This window comes from Saccharothrix sp. CCNWYY140 (genome assembly GCF_037401995.1).
Classification (GTDB): Bacteria; Actinomycetota; Actinomycetes; order Mycobacteriales; family Pseudonocardiaceae; genus Actinosynnema.
Genome location: NZ_JBBEGC010000012.1, coordinates 32,399 through 51,006, shown reverse-complemented (window position 1 = coordinate 51,006; position 18,608 = coordinate 32,399). Strand labels below are relative to the sequence as shown.

General features: G+C 71.8%; 10 protein-coding genes. 7 read left to right on the top strand and 3 right to left on the bottom strand.

Annotation, left to right across the window (positions count from 1 at the left end; translation table 11 throughout):
* Nucleotides 1-6 precede the first annotated feature (6 nt).
* Together WBN91_RS09525 and bdeA are read right to left on the bottom strand one after the other, a co-directional pair.
* Nucleotides 7-1,413: a family 2B encapsulin nanocompartment shell protein gene (locus WBN91_RS09525; protein ID WP_337723387.1), complete on the bottom strand. Its 1,407-nt coding sequence runs from the start codon at nucleotides 1,411-1,413 to the stop codon at nucleotides 7-9.
* Nucleotides 1,414-1,789: 376 nt separating this feature from the next.
* The gene (gene bdeA / locus WBN91_RS09520; protein WP_443217684.1) at nucleotides 1,790-2,629 is read right to left on the bottom strand and encodes a bis(hydroxyethyl) terephthalate hydrolase; all 840 of its coding nucleotides are present in this window, start codon (nucleotides 2,627-2,629) and stop codon (nucleotides 1,790-1,792) included.
* Between the two features lie 187 nt (nucleotides 2,630-2,816).
* Here bdeA and WBN91_RS09515 point away from each other — a divergent pair, with 187 nt between their 5' ends.
* From WBN91_RS09515 to WBN91_RS09495, 5 genes are all read left to right on the top strand, one after another.
* Entirely contained in the window at nucleotides 2,817-5,228 is a 2,412-nt protein-coding gene (locus tag WBN91_RS09515; RefSeq protein WP_337723385.1) for a helix-turn-helix transcriptional regulator, read from the top strand.
* Nucleotides 5,229-5,272: 44 nt separating this feature from the next.
* Entirely contained in the window at nucleotides 5,273-5,689 is a 417-nt protein-coding gene (locus tag WBN91_RS09510) for an acyl-CoA thioesterase (protein WP_337723384.1), read from the top strand.
* Nucleotides 5,686-6,783: a zinc-binding dehydrogenase gene (locus WBN91_RS09505; protein WP_337723383.1), complete on the top strand. Its 1,098-nt coding sequence runs from the start codon at nucleotides 5,686-5,688 to the stop codon at nucleotides 6,781-6,783. The genes WBN91_RS09510 and WBN91_RS09505 overlap by 4 nt, the downstream gene beginning before the upstream one ends.
* Before the next feature lie 31 nt (nucleotides 6,784-6,814).
* Nucleotides 6,815-7,654 carry a cyclase family protein gene (locus WBN91_RS09500; protein ID WP_337723382.1) on the top strand — a complete coding sequence of 280 codons (840 nt, stop codon included), beginning with the start codon at nucleotides 6,815-6,817 and terminating at the stop codon, nucleotides 7,652-7,654.
* Nucleotides 7,655-7,761: 107 nt separating this feature from the next.
* A complete protein-coding gene (locus WBN91_RS09495; protein ID WP_337723381.1) occupies nucleotides 7,762-8,313 on the top strand; it encodes a SecDF P1 head subdomain-containing protein in 552 nt (183 codons plus the stop codon).
* Between the two features lie 12 nt (nucleotides 8,314-8,325).
* On the opposite strand, the gene WBN91_RS09490 is transcribed toward WBN91_RS09495, so the two are convergent.
* Complete coding sequence (locus WBN91_RS09490; RefSeq protein ID WP_337723380.1) at nucleotides 8,326-9,831, bottom strand: GGDEF domain-containing protein; 1,506 nt, start codon at nucleotides 9,829-9,831, stop codon at nucleotides 8,326-8,328.
* A 58-nt stretch (nucleotides 9,832-9,889) separates the two neighbouring features.
* On the opposite strand from WBN91_RS09490, the gene WBN91_RS09485 reads away from it, so the two are divergent.
* Nucleotides 9,890-10,417, top strand: a complete 528-nt coding sequence (locus WBN91_RS09485; RefSeq protein ID WP_337723379.1) for a MarR family winged helix-turn-helix transcriptional regulator — start codon at nucleotides 9,890-9,892, stop codon at nucleotides 10,415-10,417.
* Nucleotides 10,418-10,940: 523 nt separating this feature from the next.
* Nucleotides 10,941-18,608, top strand: coding sequence for an RICIN domain-containing protein (locus WBN91_RS09480; RefSeq protein ID WP_337723378.1), 7,668 nt, complete (start codon nucleotides 10,941-10,943; stop codon nucleotides 18,606-18,608).

The window sequence follows — 18,608 nt, the reverse complement described above, 5'->3', positions numbered from 1 at the left end:
TGGGGACTAGTCTTCGCGGCCGATTTCCACGTGCTCCAGCACGCCGAGGGCGTCCGGGACGAGGACCGCCGCCGAGTAGTACGTGCTGACGAGGTAGGAGATGATCGCCTTGTCGTTGATGCCCATGAACCGGACGTTGAGGCCGGGCTGGTACTCGTCGGGCAGGCCGGTCTGGTGCAGGCCGATGACGCCCTGGTTGTTCTCGCCGGCGCGCAGCAGCATCACCGAGCTGGTGCGGTGCTTGCTGATCTCGATCTTGCTGCACGGCAGGATCGGCACGCCGCGCCACGCGGGCACCTGGTGGCCGTTGAGGTCGACGCTGTCGGGGTAGAGGCCGCGCTTGTTGAACTCGCGGCCGATCGCGGCGATGACGCGCGGGTGGGCGAGGAAGGCGGTCGGTTCCTTCCACACCACGCCGAGCAGCTCGTCCAGGTCGTCGGGGGTGGGCGGGCCGTTGCGGGTCGGGATGCGGTTCTTCAGGTCGGCGGCGTTGAGCAGGCCGAAGTCGCGGTTGTTGACCATCTCGTACTCCTGGCGCTCGCGCAGCGCCTCGATGGTCAGCCGCAACTGCTGCTCGACCTGGTCCATCGGGTGGTTGTAGAGGTCGGCGACGCGGCTGTGCACGCGCAGCACGGTCTGCGCGACGCTCAGCTCCAGCTCGCGGGGCTTGAGCTCGTAGTCCACGTACGTGCCCGGCAGGTCCGGTTCGCCCTCGTGGCCCGACGCGATGTCGATCTCGGCTTCGCCGTGGTCGTTCGACTTGCGCATGCCCGGCGCGGACAGGCGCTGGATGTGCGCGCGCAGGCCGCCCGCGTCGCCGTTCATGCGCTCGAAGTCGTCCCAGCTCAGCGAGAGCGCGATGACCGGGGTGACGGCCTTGGCGGTGAAGTCCCACTCGCCCTGCGGTCCGGCCAGGACCTCGGCGCCGAAGTACTCGCCGTTGGCCAGCGTGCCCAGGACGGTCTGGTCGCCGTACTCGCCCTGGCCGATCTTGTTGACCTTGCCGTGGGCGATCAGCCACACCTGGTCGCACGGCCGGCCGCGTTCGACGATGACGTCTCCGGGCTCGTACTCGTGCTGCTGGAACCGCTCGGCCAGCGCGGCCAGGGCCGGGACGTCGTCGAAGCCGCGCAGGTAGGGCAGCTCGCACAGCTCCTGCGGGACGACGTCGATGTCGGCGCCGACGTTGGTGAAGGTGAGCCGCCCATCGCCGACGGCGTAGCTCAGCCGGCGGTTGACCCGGTAGGCGCCGCCGGAGGCCTGGACCCAGGGGAGGACTTTGAGCAGCCACCGGGAGGTGATGCCCTGCATCTGCGGAACGGACTTGGTCGTGGTCGCCAGGTTCCGGGCCGCCGCTGTGCCGAGGCTCAGCCGTGGCTGTTCGATGTCCACGTCGGAATCGGTCACAGTCACCAGTACACCGCCAATCGGTTTTTGTTCATTGGGCCGGATTGACGGTAGTGAGGCCGAATAGGGGTCCGGAAGGGGCCGATACGGCGACCTCCCATAGTGCTATCCGGATGCTCTGCGTGTACGACGAGTGCAGGTAGTGGCGGTTGCAAGCAATTTCGGGTGATTTTGCGCGGCGTTGGAGGAGCGATTCGCGTCGGCGTGGAATGTGACACTCTTTCGCTCTAAATATGTTCACTCGATGGTGCTGTTGACGCGCGCTCGACGTATCGGTGGCGTCGCCATTCCGCAATGGTGCGGCTTGAAAATCAGTCTTGTGGTGCACGTACGACACCGCGGCCGTCCCGGTTGGGACGACCGCGGTGTCGGTGGTGTTTCGTCAGGAGTGCGGGCAGGTGTCGCGGTACTCCTCGATCAGGAGGCTGCGGCTCGGGGGCGGGCAGAGGAACTGCTCGTAGCGGGTGTCGTTGTCGATGAAGCGCTTGAGCCAGGAGATGCTGTACTTCGCGATCGTGGTGTTCGAGCTGTTCGGCGCGAAGTGGTCGGCCGCGTTGAGCTCCAGGTACGCCTTGTCCAGCGTGGAGGGCAGACTGGCGTAGAAGGGCTCCGAGTGCGAGGCCACCGGGGCGATGGAGTCGTTCTCCGCCCCGATCACCAGGGTCGGCACGCGGACGTTGCCCCAGCTCTTGTCGGTGTGCCACCCGGTCAGCGGGATCGCCGCCTGGAGGGCGGGGCGGGACTCGGCGGCGCGCAGGGTGCCGCCGCCGCCCATCGAGTGGCCCATGACGCCCAGCCGGGTGGCGTCGACGCGCGACCGGACCGTGCTGCGCTGGGTCAGGTAGTCCAGCGCCGCCAGCAGCTGGGACGCCCGGCTGTCGGGCTGGTCGTAGATGGAGTTGGTGTCGATGGTGAACACCACGAAGCCCTGGGACGCGATGCGCGGCCCCAGCCAGGCGATGCTCGACTGCGTCCCGGTGAACCCGGGCGAGATCGCCACCGCGCCGAAGGTGCCCTCGGCGGTGCTGGTCGGGTAGTAGATGGTGCCGCCGCCGAAGCCGGTCACCGCCAGCGACGACACGGAGGTCGACGCGGTCGCGAACGGGCCGCGCGAAGCCTCGATGCCGGCGGTGGTCGGCGCCGGACCCCGTTCGTAGGGGTTGTCGGCGGCCAGGGCGGTGGGGGTCGCCGCGGTCAGGAGCAGGGCGACCGCGGGGATCAGTCTGCGGAGTTGCACGTCGCTGTACACCTCGCTTGCGCAGGGAAACGGACGACTCGACCCTGCTCCGGCCGGGGCCGGGCGCGCATCGGTGGAACCACCGGTGTGCGCACCGCAAAAACTAACGCTGGTAGATAATTTTCGCCGCAGGTCTTCCGCCCGGCGCCGGCCTGCGGCGAGACTGGCCCACGTGCTGCACGGACGTGATCGGCACCGCGTCGCCGTCGACGCGGTGCTCGACCGTGCCCGCGCCGGCCGGGGCGGCGTGCTGGTGCTGCGCGGCGAGCCCGGGTCGGGCAAGTCGTCGCTGCTGGCCCACGCCGCCGCCCGGTACCCCGGCGTGCTGTGCGTGGACGACGCCCACGAGTGCGACGACCTCGCCGACCTGCTGGTGCTGGCCCGGGAGGTCGCGGACACGCGGGCGGCGGTGCTCATCGCCACCGAAGGGCCGCCGTACGGGTTGCCCAGCGTGACCCTGGACCCGTTGGACCGGTCCGCGAGCCTGCGCGTGCTGCACGACCGGCGGCCGGGCCTGCCCGCCGAACTGGCCGCGGACCTGGTGGACCTGGCCTGCGGCAACCCGCTCGTGCTGGTGGAGTTGGCGCGGGCGCTGACCTCGGCCGAGCTGGGCGGCACCGCGCCCGCGCCGACGACCCTGCCCTCGGACAGCTCGCTGCGCACCCGCCTGCGGGCGAGGCTGGACGCCCTGTCACCCGAGGCGGTGCGGGCGGTCGCGATGGCGGCAGTGGACGACGAGGTCGACGCCGACACCCTGCTGACCCTGGGCGTGGACCCGCGGGCGGTGGAGGAGGCGGGCGCGCTGCTCGACCGGAGGCGGCTGATCCGGTCGACCCTGCGCACCGAGCTGTCGCCCACCGCGCGCCACGAAGCGCACGACGCGCTCGCCGCCGCCCTGCCCCCGGGACCGCGCCGCACCTGGCACCAGGCCGCCACCGCGCCGGCCGCTGCCGCCTCCCGCGCCGCCGAACAGCTCTTCGAGGCCGCGCAAAGGGCACGGCTGCGCGGTGACCACGTCAGCGCCGCCCGCGACCACGACCGGGCGGCGGCCCTCACCGGCGACCCCGACCTCCAGGCGCACCGGCTGGTGTCCGCCGCCGCCGACCACTGGGCGATGGGCGCGGCGCACCGGTCGCGGGCCGTGCTGCGCGTCGCCGAGCGGCTGACCGACGACCCCGACGTGCGCGCCCTCACCGACCTCGTGCGCGGCGGCATCGAACTGGGTGACGGGCTGCCCGACGTCGCCGCCCGCCGGCTGGTCCGCGCCGCCGAGGGGCTGGTCGGCACCCGGCGCGCGCTCGCGATCGCCGCCCTCGGGTTCGCCGGCGAGGCGGCCAGCATCGCGGGCGACCACCAGCGGCACGCCACCATCGCCGAATTCGCCGAGGGCATCCGCGAACCCGACGAACCGCCCGCCACCCGCATCACGCTGGACCACCTGGTCGGCATGTCCGCCACCTTCGCGGGCCGGCACGAGAAAGCCCTGCCGCACCTGCGGTCCGTGGTGGAACTGGCCGACCGGGTGGCGCACCCGCAGGCCGGCATCTGGGGCGCGCAGGCCGCCTACGTCCTCGGCGACGCCGCCCGCGCCCACGACCTGGCCGCCGGCGCGGTCACCGCCGCCCGCGAGTCCGGTCTCACCGCCCTGGTGTCGTGGGCGCTGGTGTACCGGGCGCTGTCGGCGCTGCTGCTCGACCAGCACGCCGTCGCGCTGTCCGCCGCCACCGAGGGCGCGCACGCCGCAACCGCCCTGGGCCAGCACAACGCCGTGGTGGACCACCTGACGATCCTGGCCCTGCTGGCCGCTTTCCGCGGCGACACCGACACCGCCCTGCACAACATCGACAGCGCCAACGAGCAGATCGTCCGCCGCGGCCTGGGCCGCTCGGGCACCTTCGGCGCGTGGGCGTTCGCGTGCGTCGACCTCGCCCTGGACCGCCCGGCCGACGCGCTGGACCGCTTGCGGCTCAAGGCCGCCGGCGCCCACGCGGGCATCAGAGTGATGGCCGCGCCGCAGGTCGTGGAGGCCGCCGTCGGGTGCGGGCAACCGTCCACGGGGGACCGGGCGTTGCAGCGCTTCGAGAAGTGGGCCGGCGCCACCAGGTGCCCGGCCCGGATGGCGCTGTCGCACCGCTGCCACGGCCTGCTCACCGAGGGACCGGCGTCCGACGAGCACTTCCGCGAGGCCATCCGCCTGCACCGGGAGAGCGGCACCGCGATGGAGCTGGCCCGCACCGAACTGCTGTACGGGCACCGCTTGCGCCGCGGCCGGAAACCCCGTGCGGCGCGGGAACTCCTGCGCGACGCGGTGAAGATCTTCCAGTCCTACGAGGCCGACCACTGGGTGGAGCGGGCCCGCGCCGAGCTGCGCGCCGCCGGCGAGACCACCGCGCCGGTCGGGCAGCCCACCGACCTCACCCCGCAGCAGGCGCGCATCGCCCGGCTGGTCGCCGAGGGCGCGACCAACCGGGAGATCGCCGCACGCCTGTTCCTCAGCCACCGCACGGTGGAACACCACCTGCGCAACATGTTCACCCGGCTGGGCGTGCGGTCGCGGGTGGAGCTCACCCGGATGATCGGTTAGCGCATGGATCGGGAAGATCGGACGGAGCGGGAAAGGGAGGTCGGGTGCGCGCGGAGTACCGGCACTGGCAGCGGATCCCCACGAGGTGGGCCGACAACGACGTGTACGGGCACGTGAACAACGTCGTGCACTACGCGTTCATGGACACCGTGATCAACACGTGGCTGATCGAGGAGGCCGGGCTGGACATCCACCACGGCGCCGCGATTGGCCTGTGCGTGGAGTCCCACTGCAACTACAAGTCCTCGATCTCCTTCCCGGAGGCCGTGGACGCCGGACTGCGCGTCGGGCACCTGGGCCGCTCCAGCGTGCGCTACGAGGTCGGCTTCTACCCCGAGGACCGCGACGACGTGGTGGCCGAGGGGCACTTCGTGCACGTGTTCGTGGACCGCGAGTCGCGCAAGCCGGTGGAGATCCCCGCGCGCCTGCGGACGGCGATGGAAGGGCTGGTGGTCACGTGAAGTCCCGGGGCGCGGTGCTCACGGCGGTCGGTGGGCCGCTTTCCGTGGTGGAGTTGGAGTTGGACCCGCCGGGGCCGGGCGAACTGCTGGTGCGGGTGCACGCGACCGGGCTGTGCCACTCGGACCTGTCGGTGATCGACGGCTCGCGGGTGCGGCCGTTGCCGATGGTGCTGGGTCACGAGGCCGCCGGCGAGGTCGTGGAGACCGGGCCGGGCGCGGAGTTCGCGGTGGGCGACCACGTGGTGCTGTCGTTCGTGCCCGCGTGCGGCGCGTGCCGGCGGTGCGTGTCCGGGCGGCAGGCGCTGTGCGAGCCGGGTGCGGCGGCCAACCGGGAGGGCACCCTGTTGAGCGGGGCGCGGCGGTGGCGGCTGCCCGACGGGACCCGACCGAACCACCACCTGGGCGTGTCCGGGTTCGCGGAGTACACGGTGGTGTCGGAGAAGTCCGCGACCCGCGTGGACCCCGACCTGCCGTTGGACATCGCCGCGCTGTTCGGCTGTGCGGTGCTGACCGGCACGGGCGCGGCGTTCTACAGCGCGCAGGTCGTGCCGGGGGACCGGGTCGCGGTGTTCGGGCTGGGCGGGGTGGGGCTGGCGGCCGTGCTGGGCGCGGTGGCGGCCGGTGCCTCCCAGGTGGTCGCGGTGGACGTGGTGGAGCACAAGCGGGTGTTGGCGCGGACGTTGGGCGCGACGCACGACGCGGCGGGCGGGCCTGAGGTCGTCGAGGCGGTGCGGGACCTGACCGGCGGCGGCGCGGACAAGGTCATCGACACGACGGGTGTCGCGGCCGTGCTGGAGCAGGCGTACCTGGCCACGGCGGCGGGCGGGACCACGGTGACGGTCGGGTTGCCGCACCCGGACCGGACCGTGACGCTGCCGGCGCTGAGCCTGGTCGCCGAGGAGCGGACGTTGAAGGGCAGCTACCTGGGGTCGTGCGTGCCGCGCCGGGACATCCCGCGGTTCGTCGACCTCTACCGGGCGGGCAGGCTGCCCGTGGAGGGACTGCTGTCCGGGCGGCTCGCGCTGGACGAGGTCAACGCCGGCTTCACCCGTTTGGCGGCAGGGGAAGCCGTCCGGCAGGTCGTCGTTTTGTGATCACCGCTCCCGTTAAGGTTGCCCGGATCGGGTGATCCAGCAGGCGGAGGAGTGGTCGGCGGTGCGCAGGCGGTCGATGCTCGCGGGTGTGGTTTCGACGGTGGGCGGCATGGCCGTGGCGGGCGCGGGGTCGGCTTCGGCTTCGACCGGGCCGCGCGGGTTCGGCGACTACACGCTGGTGAACCTGGCGCACGTCAACGATCCGGAGCGGACGAACGTGTACCCGGGTGACCCCGAGTTCACCCTGACCACTGTCACGACCGTGCCCGAGGACGGCTTTTACCTCCAGTACGCGCAGCAGGGCGAGCACACCGGCACGCACTGGGGTGCGCCGGCGCACTTCAACGCCGACCAGCCCTACGCCGACGAGTTGGACGCGGAGGACCTGTTCCTGCCCGCCGTGAAGGTGGACGTGCGGGAGCAGGCCCGGCGCGACGCCGACTACGAGGTGACCGTCGAGGACCTCCAGCGGTGGGAGAGGCAGCACGGCCGCATCCCGCGCGAGGCGGCGGTCGTGTTGTGGACGGGCTGGGAAGATCGGTGGGGCACGCCCGCGTTCTTCAACTACGACTCCGCGGGGCAGATGCACCAGCCGGGGTTCTCGTTGGCCGCCGTGCGGTGGTTGGTGGACACCGGGCGGTTGGGGCGGCGGGGTGCGTTGGGGACGGACGCGTTCAGCCCCGAGGCGGCGATCGATTCGACGTACGCGGTGTCCAAGCTGCTGTACCGGGAGCACCGGATCAGCTTGGAGGTGTTGGCGAACTTGGCGAAGCTGCCGGAGACCGGGGCGCACGTGCTGGTGGGTGGGACGATCAACCGGCGTGGGTCCGGGTCGCCGGCGAGCATCTACGCGTTCGTGCCCAAGCGGTGAGGGGTCTCGCGGGAAGAGGGCTCGCGGTGAGGGGGCGCGCGGTAAGGGCTCTCGCGGCGGTTTCCGGGCTGGTGTTGGTCGCCGGGTGCAGCCCGTCATTGTTGGGGGTGCCGACGACGTCGCCGGCGCCGCCGCCCGGGGCGGTGCTGCACTTCCGGCCGGTGCTGGCGGTGTCCACGCCGATCACGCCGACCTCGACCACCGGAGTCCCGCGGAAGGCCGAACCGGACACGGCCGCGGTGGCCCAGGCCCGTCGGGCGCGGCAGGACCCGGCGCTCGCGTCCGGCGGGGTGGCGGAGCTCTCCTGCCCGGCAGAGGATCCGTTGGCAGGACGCGATGATCCGGCGTTGCCGCTGCTGACGTGCGGGCGGGACGGGTCGGTGTACCTGCTCGGGCCGGCCGAGCTGGACCGGTCGCACGTGGAGCACGCGGAGGCCCGGGGTGACGTGGTCGACGTGCGCTTCACCATCCCCGGCGGGGTGCGGTGGGCGGAATTCACCGGTCGGCTCGTCGGGCAGCGCGTCGCCATCGTGGTGAACACGCTGGTGTTGTCCGCGCCGACCGTTCAGGAGGCGATCACCGGGGGCGGTGCGGAGATCTCCGGGCAGTTCTCGGAGTCGGAAGCGGGGGAGTTGGCCGCGCGCATCACGGGTGGATGACGCTCGCCGGCGTCACGGGTGGATGACCAAGCCCCGGCCGCCGTCGCGTTTGGCCTCGTACATGGCCTTGTCGGCGCGGCGGAGCACGGACTGGGCGGTTTCCTCGGGGTCGGGGTTCGCGCAGATCACCACGCCGACGCTGGCGCTGATCTCCTCGCCGACCGCGTCGAGGATGCGGAAGGCGACCTTCTCCGGCTCCTCCACACCGGTCACCAGGACGCCGAACTCGTCGCCGCCCAGCCGGGCCACGACATCGGTGTCCCGCACGCACTGCCGCAGCTTGTGCGCCACCCGTTCGAGGACGGCGTCGCCGTGAGCGTGGCCGGAGACGTCGTTGACGGCCTTGAAGTCGTCCAGGTCCACGAACAACAGTCCGAACGGGACACCCTCGTGGTGCGCGGCCATCGCCTCGTCCAGCCGGCGCTCGAACAGGGCGCGGTTGGCCAGGCCGGTGAGGGCGTCGTGGTGGGCCTCGTGCACCAGGTCGCGTTCGGACTCCCGCAGCATCGCGGCCAGCCGCGTGTTCTCCACGATCGTGGTCAGCTGCCGCAGCATCACCGCCACGATCACCGTGAAGCCGCACCCGATCTCCACCGCGTCGGCCGGGGCCAGGTCGCCGATCAGCGTGCGGCGCAGCACGATCGCGCTGCACACCAGCAGCGGCAGGTACGGCATCAGCAGGTATGCCCACTGCCAGGCGCGGGCGATGTGCTGGGGCGCGGCGTGCGGCATCGGCGGGACCAGCGCGGCCAGCGCGATCAGGGCGGGACCCACGACGAACCCCGCGTTGGCCAGCGGCGGCACCTCCGGCGCCTGGACGCTGACCAGGTAGGCGAACGCGGCGTCCGACGCGGCCAGCCCGACCAGGCCCAGCCCCAGCAGGTGCAGTTGGGGCTTGAGGACGACCTTCCGGTCGGCCGCGAGGATCACCACGATGACGAGCAGCACCAGGTCCGTCACCGGGTAGGCGATGGCGACCAGGAACGCGGGCGTGCTCGGGCCGCCCGCCTCCACCAGCCCGCCCAGGGACGTCGTCCAGGTCAGGGCGAACAGCGAGCCGACCACGATCACGCCGTCCAGCAGCAGGACCAGGCGGGCGTAGCGGGAACGGTGGTCCAGCAGGGCGTCCGGTGTGCCGGAGCGGCGGTGGCTGCCGATCACCAGCAGCGCGGCGAACGCGAACGGCACGACGCTGAGGTACCCGGCGTCGGCGGGGGAGGGCGAGGGCACCGCGCGGTCCTCGACCAGCTGGTACCAGGTCCACAGCGACTGGCCGATCGACCAGCCGAACATGCCCAGGCCCATCAGCACCCGCCACACCCGGTCCGGCCCCGAGGTGCGCACGGCCGACCACCAGCACGCGCCCGTCGCGAACAGGCCCGTGGCGAGCTGGGCGAGGTCGTCCAACGCCACCGCGGCGTCGCCGGTGACCACGTCGAAACTCGCGGCCAGCGACGCGGCGGCGGCCGTGGCGAGCACCAGCGCCGCCGTGATGCCGAACCGCCGTGTCCCGATCACCGGCTAAGTGTGCCGCATTCGCGTTCCACGGAGGGGTGAGCCCTGCGAGGATGCGCGGGTGGCAGAGCAGGAAGCGAAGGACGCGCCAGCGGCCGAGGACGTGGTGACCGAGCTGGACTACGAGCGGTTCGCACGGCACCGCATCGCCGAGTTCGGCGGGGACGCGGAAGCCTTCGGCACCTCGTACAACGTGCTCCACCTCGCCTACAAGCTGATCACGGACTACGAGGCGCTGATCCACCGCGAGCAGGGCTGGACGATGCCGGGCTTCCGGCTGATGTTCAAGCTGTGGATCCTCGGGCCCACCCAGCCGGCGCGGTTGGCGGACCTGTCGGGCACCACGCGGTCGGCGATGTCGAACTTGATCAACACGCTGGAGAAGGCCGGGTTGGTCGAGCGGTCGCGGGACGGGCAGGACCGGCGGGTGGTGTTCGTGGCGTTGACCGAGGAGGGGCGGCGGGCGGTGTCGGGGGTGTTTCCGACGCAGAACGCGCGGGAGTCTCGGTGGTTCGAGGTGCTGGACGCTGGTGAGCGGGCTCAGCTGGTGGAGCTGATCCGTCGGGTCGTGGCTGCCGGGCCTGCTTGATCTTTTGGGGCGCTTCGCTCTTCTGGGACGCGCTTCGCGCTCTCAAGATCAAAAGCCTGAAGAGCTAAAAGCGGCGCTCGCCGCTGGGCAGGCCCCCGGGGGTGGAAGGGCGTCGGTTTCTTCCCCCGTACGGCCTGCCGGAGGCAACCACGCTTCGACCCTCTTCGCAACCGGTGAAGCGTGGTTGCAAAGAGGGTCGAAGCGTGGTTGGGCTGCGCCCAGGCCGTACGGGGGAAGAAACCGAGGCCCTTCCTGTGGCTGGCAGCCACTCCGAGCGCCTTCGGCGCTGAAGGGTCCGGTTGGGGGATCTACTGAGGGTGCGGGTGGGGGTGGGGGCCGTCACACGGGTGGCCCATTGTGGTGAACGGGCCTGGTCGCGGATGCTGCGTCCGCACTAATCGGGGTTCGTACCTCACGGGGGGTTCACATGGCAGGTGTTGGGGCTTCGCGCGCTCAAAATCCGCTCAGACGGGTGGTGGCCGTCGCCACCGCGTTCGTTCTGGCCGCTGCCACCGTCACCGCGGTGGGTACGCCGGCTGTTGCACAGCCCAAGTCGAAGACCGAGCAGGACCAGCCGGTGCGCAACGAAGCGCCGGACATCCCCTCCGCGCGCGCCACTGCCGCGTTGCACAAGATCCGTGTCGAAGCGTTGAGTGAGCGGACCGAGAACACCGCTACCTTCGTCAACGCCGATGGCAAGCTCACCACCGAGATCCACGCCGGTCCCGTTCGCGTCAAGCGCGGTGACGCCTGGATTCCCGTCGACCTCACCCTCGAGAAGCGCCCCGACGGCAGCATCGCGCCCAAGGCGCACCCCCGTGACCTGGTCATCGCCGGTCCCGGTGGCAAGGCCGACGACGTGCGTGACCTCGCCGCCGTCAAGCACGGTGACGCTGAGGTCGCCCTTCAGTGGCGTGGGAGCTTGCCCACCCCGAAGCTCGATGGGCGCAAGGCCACCTTCCCGGACGTCCGGCCCGGTGCGGACCTGGTCGTGGAGGCCACTCGGACCGGGTTCGAGCAGTTCCTCGTCCTCAAGGAGCGGCCCAAGGGGCCGGTGACCCTGTCCCTGCCGTTGCGCACCAAGGGGGCTACCCCGCAGCGCAAGGACGACGGCAACACCGACCTGGTGGACGCCGCCGGGAACGTGATCGGGTCCGTGCCCAAGCCGGAGATGTGGGACGCCCGGCGGGACGAGAAGGCCGGGCAGCCGCTCAAGCGCGTGCCGGTCGGCATGGAGATGGCCCCTGGGCGGGCGCGTGCCGCGGGGCAGGTCGTCACCGACCTCAACCTGACCGCGGACGAGTCCTTCCTGCGTGCCGGGGACACCCAGTACCCCGTGGTCGTGGACCCGGCGGTGACTGTCGGGCCGGTGTACGACAAGTACGTCCAGACCGGCACTAGCCGGGACACCGGTGGTGACACCGATTTGCGGCTGGGCACGTTCGACGGTGGCGCCACCATCGCGCGCAGCTACTTCAACTTCGACCTCTCGCAGTTCCGGGGCCGCCGCATCCACAGTGCCCGGCTGAACCTCTACGAGTGGCACGCCTGGTCGTGCCAGGCCCGGGACTGGGAGATCTGGGACACCGGCCTGGTCGGCTGGAACACCCACTGGGGCGCGCAACCACCGTGGTACACCCGTTGGTCCACCACCAGCGAGACCAAGGGCTACTCGTCGTCCTGCAACGACGGCTGGGTCAGCGGTGACATCCGCGGTCTGGTGCAGTTGGCCGCCGACAACGGCGCGGGCACGGTCGGCGTGATGGCCAAGGCCGCCAACGAGAGCGACAACTACGGCTGGAAGAAGTTCGACTCCGCCGAGGCGGGCGGTGTGCCGCACCTGTCGGTGGACTACAACTCGCGGCCCGATCCGGCGACCGCGTTGGACGTGTCCGACCGCGGTGACTCGGGTGGTCAGACGTTCACCCGGACGACCACGCCGACGCTGTCCTTCCGGCCCAGCGACCCCGATGGCGGCACGGTCACGGCCGTGTTCTACGTCTACGACGGCGACACGCTGGTCACCGACTACTGGGTGTGGGGCGTCCCGTCCGGCAGCATCGCGACCTGGAAGGTCACCGAGGGGCTGTTGCAGGCGGGCAAGACCTACCGGTTCCGGGCCACCTCGTTCGACAACCACGACTGGGCGGGTGACGGGTTCGTCTCGATCCGGCCGGTGCACTCGGGCAAGGCCGTGGACATCACCGGGTGTTCGGCGGCGGCCGGCGCGTTCGCGCAGCAGTGGGACTACTCGGGTGCCGGCTGCCAGCGGTTCGCGCTGGTGGGCACCGGTGACGGCTACTACATGCTGCGGGCGCGGCACTCCGACCAGGTGTTGGACGTGTCCGACTGCGGCACGGGCGACGGCACGCGGATCAAGCAGTGGCCGGGCAACGGCAACGACTGCCAGAAGTGGCGGCTGGACCGGGTCGGCAACGGCGAGTACACGCTGGTGTCCAAGTACTCCGGCAAGGTCATCGACGTCCAGCACAACCAGGTCGACAACGGCCAGATCGTCTGGACCTGGACCTCGAACGGCTGCGGCTGCCAGAAGTTCCGGATGGACGCCGCGCCCGACCCGGGCGTGAACCTCCAGTGGCTCCAGTTCACCGTGGACACGGTGGACCCGGGCGCGCCTTTCGTGTCCTCGACCGACTACCCGAACGACAACACGTGGCACAAGGGCGCGGGCCAGGCGGGTGCGTTCACCTTCACCCCGCCGGCCGGCACCGCCGACGTGCACTCCTACCTGTGGGCGCTGGACGCGGTGCCCGCGACCGAGGTCGTCGCCGGGGCGGACGGCAAGGCGACGCCGTCGATCACGCCGGCCACGGACGGTCAGCACACGCTCAACGTCCGGACGAAGGACCGGTCCGGCCGGTTGTCGGGCATCACCTCCTACACCTTCCACGTGGGTCGCGCCGGGTTGTTGCGGCCGGCGGAGGGTGCTCGGATCGCCCGCAGGCTCCAGTTGCAGGTCGTCGGCGAGCCGGTGTTCACGCACGTCAAGTTCGCGTGGCGGCGTGGGCCGGGTGCGGCGGTCGAGGCCGACGTGCCCACCGCGCACCTGACCAAGGCGGACGGGTCGTCGCTGGGTGCCGGGTTCGTGCCGCTGTCCTCGCTGGGCGAGTTCGCGGTGTGGAACGCGGTCGACACCCTCGGCGTGGAAGCGGGGGTCGTGCAGGTCAAGGCGGTCCTGGCGACCGACGCGGCCGGGTCGGGCGCGTACTCGACGGCGTGGCGCACGGCTGTCGTGGACCCCAGTGCGGACACGGCGGCGGGTTCGGACATCGGTCCGGGCTCGGTGAACCTGCTGACCGGCGACTACTCGCTGCGCTCCACCGACGCGGAGGAGTTCGGCCTGTCGGTGTCGCGCACGTCCTCCTCGCGCGACCCGAAGACCGGCTTCCAGCTCCAGCGGCAGCGGCTGACCGCCAACCAGCAGAAGATCTCCACCGACACGGCGGGCTTCAAGCTCTACACGACCAGCGCGGCGCGCAACACCGAGCGCGGGCACGACAGCACCGACTCGCTGGAGTTGACCCCGGTCGCCGCGCAGGGCTGGCACCCCGACGACACGATGGCCTCGATCGAGGACGACATCGGGGCGCTGCGGCTGGGCATGAAGACCGGCCGCACCTACCGGGTCACCGGCTGGATCTACGTGCCGGCCGCGACCGGTCTGAACGCCACCCACCACCGCGCGCTGCGGATCGTGGCGTTCGCCAAGACCCCGGCGGGCTACCAGGAGTTCCACAGCAACACCGCGAACGCGACCGACGCGTGGCAGCAGTTGACGCTGGACTTCACCGTGCCCGCCGACGCCACCGAGGCGTTCGTCCGGCTCTACAACGGGTTCACCGGCGGCAGCGGCAAGAAGGTGTACTACGACGACCTGTCGCTGCGGGAGATCACCGCGCCGTTCGGGCCGCACTGGGAGACCGGCGCGGAGGTCGACTCGGCGCAGATCGACTACACGCGGCTGGCGTTCCCGCACGAGGACACCGTGCAGGTCGAGCAGTCCGACGGCTCGTCGATCTGGTTCACCCGCACCCCGGACGGCCGCTACTGGCCGGAGCCGGGCGCGGAGGACTTGGCGCTGGCCAAGGAGGGCGAGCTGTACCGGCTGTCCGAACTGGACGGCACGGTGACCACGTTCGCCAAGCCGGCGGGCACGGACACCTACCTGGTGGAGAGCGCCACCCCGCCCGCACAGGGCAACACGACCCGCTACACCTACGAGAACGTCGACGACCAGCTGCGGATCAAGCGGGTCATCGCCGCGCAGGAGCCGGGCATCGGCGAGTGCACGGCGGCCACGCCCGCCCGGGGCTGCGAGGTGCTGGAGTACCACTACGCGACCTCCACCACCGCGACCGCCTCGGCGTTCGGTGACTTCGCCGGCCGCATCCGCGCCATCGCGGCGTGGAGCACCGACCCGGCCACCGGCACGGTGTCCACTGTGGACGTCGCCCGGTACGCCTACGACGACCGCGGCCGGCTGCGGGAGGTGTGGGACCCGCGCCTGGCGCAGCCGCTCAAGACCAGCTACGCCTACGACGACGCCGGTCACATCACCGAGCTCGGCCAGCCCGGCGACCTGCCGTGGCGGTTCGACTTCGGCACGGCCGGCGTGGGCGACCCGAACACGGGCCGCCTGCTGAAGGTGCGCCGGGAGGCGCTGCGGCCGGGCACGAAGGACCAGGTCGACGGCGAGATCGCCACGACCGTCGTCTACGGAGTGCCGCTCACCCGCTCGTCCGGTGGGCCGTACGACCTGGACGGGCCGTCGATCGCCGCGTGGGCGCAGGCCGACGCGCCGACCGACGCGGTCGCGGTGTTCGGCCCCGAGGACCCCGCGCCGGTGGTCACGGCCACCGCGCAGAGCCCCGGCCCGGACGGCTACCGCGCCGCGACCGTGCACTACCTCAACGCCTCGGGCAAGGAGGTCAACACCGCCACCCCGGGCGGGCACATCGACACCAACGAGTACGACCGCTTCGGCAACGTCGTGCGCGCCCTGGAGTCGTCCAACCGGGCGTTGGCGTTGGGCCAGGGTCCGAACGCGGAGGCGAACCTGTCCGCGCTGGGCCTCGCCCAGTACGACAGCAAGACCCGGGCCACCTGGCTGGACACCCGGTCGGTGTACGGCGCGGACGGCATCGACCTGCTGGAGACGGTGTCCCCGCTGCACCGCATCGCGCTGGCCAACGACGCCGACCGGCTGGTCAACGCCCGCGGCGTGACGGCGACGACCTACGACGAGGGCAAGCCCGACGGCGTGGCCTACCACCTGCCCACGACCGTGCGCTCCGGCGCCCGCGTCGTCGGCGTGGAGGGCGACCAGGACGTCCGGATCACCAAGAACGAGTACGGCCCGATGTACGGCGGCGCCTCGGGGTGGGTGCTGCGCAAGCCCACCAAGGTGATCAGCGCCGCCGAGACGCAGGCGCCGCTGGAGGCGGCGACCAAGTACGACGCCCAGGGCCGGGCGCGCGAGTCGCGCAAGATCGACTCGTCCGGGACCGACGCCGGGACCACGCGGTCGGTGTTCTACACCGCCGGCGCGAACCCCGACGACGCCGCGTGCGGCAACCGGCCGGAGTGGGCCGGGCAGGCGTGCGTGGTGCGGGCGGTCGGCGCGATCACCGGGCACGACGCGGCGCGCATGGTCGGCGTCATGCCGGTGCGGCGCGTGGAGTCCTACACCCGGTTCGGCGAGCCGGACCGGATCAGCGAGACCGTCGACGGCAAGACCCGCACCACGATCAACACCTACGACGCGGCGGACCGGCTGGTCGGCACGGTGATCACCGGTGACCTGGGCGAGGCGGTGCAGCAGGTCGGCACCGACTACGACCCGGTCTCCGGCGACGCGCTGACCACGAAGTTCGCCGACGGCACCAAGGTGTCCCGCGAGTTCGACCGGCTGGGCCGGCTGGTGCGCTACGCCGACGCGGACGGCGCGTGGACCACCACGGAGTTCGACCGCCACGGCAAGCCCGCCAAGATCACCGACTCGCTGGGCACCAGCCAGACCTTCGCCTACGACCGGGTCGCCGAGCCGCGCGGCCTGGTGACGTCGGTGACCGACAGCGTCGGTGGCGCCATCGGCACCCGCTACGGGCCGGACGGGCAGATCGTGCGCCTGGACCTGCCCGGCGGCGTGGTGATGGACCAGGAGCTGGACCCGGCGGGCGTGCCGGTCGGGCGCACCTACCGCAAGGACGGCACGGTCATCGCGGCCAGCACGGTCGTGGAGAACGCGCAGGGCCAGTGGCTGCGGCACACCGGTCCCGGCTCGGACAAGCGCTACGGCTACGACACCCTGGGCCGGCTGACCCGCGTCGAGGACACCTCGGCCGCCACCGGCCTGTGCACCGTGCGGACCTACACGTTCGACCGGCGCACCAACCGCACCGGCAAGTCCACCCGGACCGGGTCGAGCGGCGGGGTGTGCCCGGGTGACTCCGAACCGGCGCAAACCCAGTCGCACACCTACGACTCGGCCGACCGGCTGACCGACCCGGGCTGGGTGTACGACGCGTTCGGCCGCATCACCGCCACCCCCGACGGCGTGCAGAACAGCTTCTACGTCAACGACCTCGTGCGGTCGCAGCAGACCGCCGACCGGCGCATGACGTGGACGCTGGACCCGGCGCTGCGGCAGCGGGCGTTCACCGCCGAGTCGCTGGTGAACGGGGCGTGGGCCAACGCGGTCACCAAGCTCAACCACTACGCCGACGACTCCGACGAGCCGCGCTGGGTCGCCGAGGACGTCACGCAGGCCAACAACGTCACCCGCAACATCTCCTCGCCCGAAGGCGACCTGGCCTTCACCACGGGCCTCAACGGTGACGTCGTCCTGCAAATGACCAACCTGCACGGCGACGTCATGGCGACCGTGCCCGTGGTCTCGGGCCAGTTGGGCGCGGTGACCGTGCTCGACGCCGACGAGTACGGCGTGCCGTCGGCCGACACCCCGGCCGCCGCGACCGCCCGCTACGGCTGGCTGGGCGGCAAGCAGCGCTCCGCCGAGGCGTTGGGCGGCGTGGTGCTGATGGGCGTGCGGCTCTACCACCCGGGCACCGGTCGGTTCTGGCAGCCGGACCCGGAGGAGGGCGGCAACGCCACCCCGTACGACTACTGCGCCGCCGACCCGGTCAACTGCACCGACCTGGACGGCCGGTGGGGCTGGCTGAAGAAGGTCGCCAACGTGGTGGCCAAGGTCGCCGAGGTGGTGTCCTACATCCCGGGCCCGATCGGCGCGGTCGCGGGCGCGGTGTCGTCGGTGGCCTACGCGGTGACCGGCAACTACGCCAAGGCCGCCGAGATGGCGATCACCGCGGCGGCCAACCTGGTCGGCGCGGGCGCGGCGGTCAAGGCGGGGGTGGCGGCCGTGAAGGCCGCGGCCCGGACCGTGCCCAAGGCGGCGTCGTCGGTGGCCAAGTCCGCGCGGTCGCTGGTGTCGCGGGGCCGGTGCAACTCGTTCGTGCCCGAGACCCAGGTGCTGATGGGCGACGGCAGCACGCGGGCCATCGCCGACGTCGGGGTCGGCGACCTGGTGGTCGCGGCCGACCCGGCCACCGGGGTCGTCCGGGCCGAGCCGGTCGTGGACGTCATCGTCGGCTACGGCGACAAGCACCTGGTGGAGTTCGCCGCCGAGGGCGGCGGCCCGATCACCGCCACGGCCAACCACCCGGTGTGGGTGGACGGCCGGGGCTGGACCGCGGCGGCCGACATCGGCATCGGCGACCGGGTGCTGCTGCCCGGCGGCGGCACGGCGTCCATCCGGCACGTCCGCGACCTGGGCGTGACGCGCGAGGCGGTCTACAACCTCAACGTCTCCGGCGCGCACACCTTCAGCGTCGTGGCCGGCGCGGTGGCCGTGCTGGTGCACAACGCCTCGGCGGCGTGCATCGCGGCCAACCGCAAGGCCGGGAAGGTGCTGGAAGGCCGCGTGGAACGCATCCTGGTGAAGAAGTACGGGCGGGCCAACGTCCAGAAGCAGGTGTATTTCAAGGTGCCCGTGCTGGGGAAGCGGTACGCCGATTTCCAGGTGAAGGGACCGCGCGGGTCGTTCCTCGTCGAGGTGAAGAAGGGCAAGTCCCGGTACACTAAGATGCAGCAGCTCAAGGACGCCTACATCTACAAGAAGCACGGCCTGAAGACGCACGTGTACCGGAGGTAG